Consider the following 1,970-nt stretch of genomic DNA (forward strand, 5'->3'; position numbering starts at 1 on the left):
GCCCCGAAGCATGGCTCCAGCCGCCGCGATCATCACGACGCCGAACAGGACCAGCTGCACCGCGCCTGGCACCGACGCCGCCAAGACCGCTCCCAGGTACGTCCCGACGATGCCGGGAAGGCCGAACCCGACCACGCTTCGCCAGTCGACGAGCCGCTGGCGTGCGTAGCTCACAGCCCCGACGGAGGCGATGGCCCCGACGATCGCCAGGCTCTCGGCGATCGCCACTTTGTCCGGCTGTCCCGCGAGGTAGACCAGGACCGGGACGGTCAGGATGGAGCCGCCCGAGCCGAGCAACCCCAGGACCAGACCAATCGCGACAGCCCCCAGCAACGCGTAGATCACGCCGCGACCTCGTGGCCTGTCTCGACCGGTGCGATCTCGCGGTAGTGCGGAAACCCGTCGTTGACGTAGGCGACCTCGAGGCCGCGCGAGGCCAGGAGCGCAGTTGCGACCGCCGCCCGCACGCCGCTCTGGCAGTGGACCAGAACCGGCCGATCCGTCGGCACCTCGTCCAGCCGCGCGGCCAGTCGCGTGTGGGGGATGTGGAGACTTCCCGGCACGTGCCCGGCGTCGACCTCCGCTTGGCGGCGCACGTCGAGGACGACCGTCTCGTCGCCGCGGTCCCGGACGTCTTCGAAGCCGACCTCGAGGACGGACGCCATCGAGCCGCCGCTCTGGGCGTAGGCTGCCAGGGTCTCGTACGTGATGGTTGATACGACGTTGTCGAGCCCGATCCGGACCAAGCTGCGGACGGCCTCGTCCACGCGACCGTCGGGGACCACCAAGACCAGCGGCGTTTCTGGGTCCGTCACGTACGACCCGACGACCGTGGTAAACGACGATCCGAGCGGGGCGTAGAGCGAGCCCGGCAGGTGGGACGCCATGAACGCCGACCGGTCGGGCCGCGTGTCGACGACAGTCACGTTGGCTGCGCCGGCCTTGCGGCTCTCGAGGGCGGCGAGCTCGTCCGGCGCCACGGCGCGGGGTGTCGGGAGCGCGGCCAGCGGCGGGACGCCGTCGCGGTTTTGTGCCTTCATCCGGGCGAAGTACAGCGGAGGCTCGGGCTGGCCATCCAAGATGGCGTCGACGAACGCCTCCTCTCCGCGCCGCGCGGCGTCGATCGACCCGTTGAACCGGCGCTCGTACCCGACGGTCGACTGGGGGACGGCTCCGAGCGCCTTCCCGCACGCGCTCCCGGCTCCGTGTCCCGGCCACACCTGGACAAAGTCCTCGAGGTCGAGGAAGCGCTGGACCGACTCGTAGAGCTGTCTCGCCGCCGGCTCCTGCGCACCGGACTGTCCGGCGGCCTGCTCCAACAGGTCCGGTCGGCCAAGATCCCCGACGAACACAAAGTCGCCCGAGAGAAGCCCCATCGGCTCGTTGGCGCCTCCGCCGTGGTCCGTCACCAAGAACGCCAGGTGCTCCGGCGTGTGGCCGGGCGAGTGGACCGCGCGCACCTCGATGTTTCCGACCTCGAAGCTGTCGCCGTCCCGCAGGAACGTGACGCCCTCGAGGTCGCTCGCCCAGGCCGATCCCCAGCCGGCATCGTCACCCTCTGCCGAGAGGTACAGGTGCGCGCCCGTCCGTTCAGCGAGGTCTCGGGCGCCCGAGAGGAAGTCAGCGTGGATGTGGGTCTCGGCGACGTGCTTGATCGTGAGCCCCTCGGCCGCCGCGACCTCGAGGTAGCGGTCGATGTCGCGCTCGGGGTCGACGAGCAGCGCTTCGCCGGTCCTTTGACATCCGACGAGGTAGGCGTACTGGGCGAGAGAGGGGTCGTGAATCTGGCGGAATATCATGGTCAGGAAGGTGTGGCGATAAAAATCAGGCAGTGTGCGACGTCAGTGCGGCAAGTGGTCCCGGACGAGCGCGTAGGTCCATGTCCCGGCGAGGGCCGCCACGAGGGCAGCCGCCATTACGCTCACGCCTCCGCCCAGGAGAGCGACGAGCGGTCCGGGGCACGCTCCCAA

The 1,970-nt window shown here is 69.9% G+C and carries 2 protein-coding genes; both read right to left on the reverse strand.

What is annotated here, in order from left to right; genetic code table 11:
• The coding region (locus tag WBA11_RS14530; protein WP_424521383.1) for a TSUP family transporter at positions 1–345 on the reverse strand (345 nt) is incomplete at its 3' end.
• Entirely contained in the window at positions 342–1,799 is a 1,458-nt protein-coding gene (locus WBA11_RS14535) for an MBL fold metallo-hydrolase (protein ID WP_424521384.1), read from the reverse strand. The genes WBA11_RS14530 and WBA11_RS14535, both read right to left, overlap by 4 nt.
• Positions 1,800–1,970: the final 171 nt, after the last annotated feature.

Origin of the sequence: Rubrivirga sp. (assembly GCF_049648075.1) — a bacterium.
Classification (GTDB): Bacteria; Bacteroidota; Rhodothermia; order Rhodothermales; family Rubricoccaceae; genus Rubrivirga.

What these genes read in the sequence shown, in the direction of transcription:
- WBA11_RS14535 (WP_424521384.1), bottom strand. Translation starts at nt 1,799, where the DNA reads ATGATATTCCGCCAGATTCACGACCCCTCTCTCGCCCAGTACGCCTAC.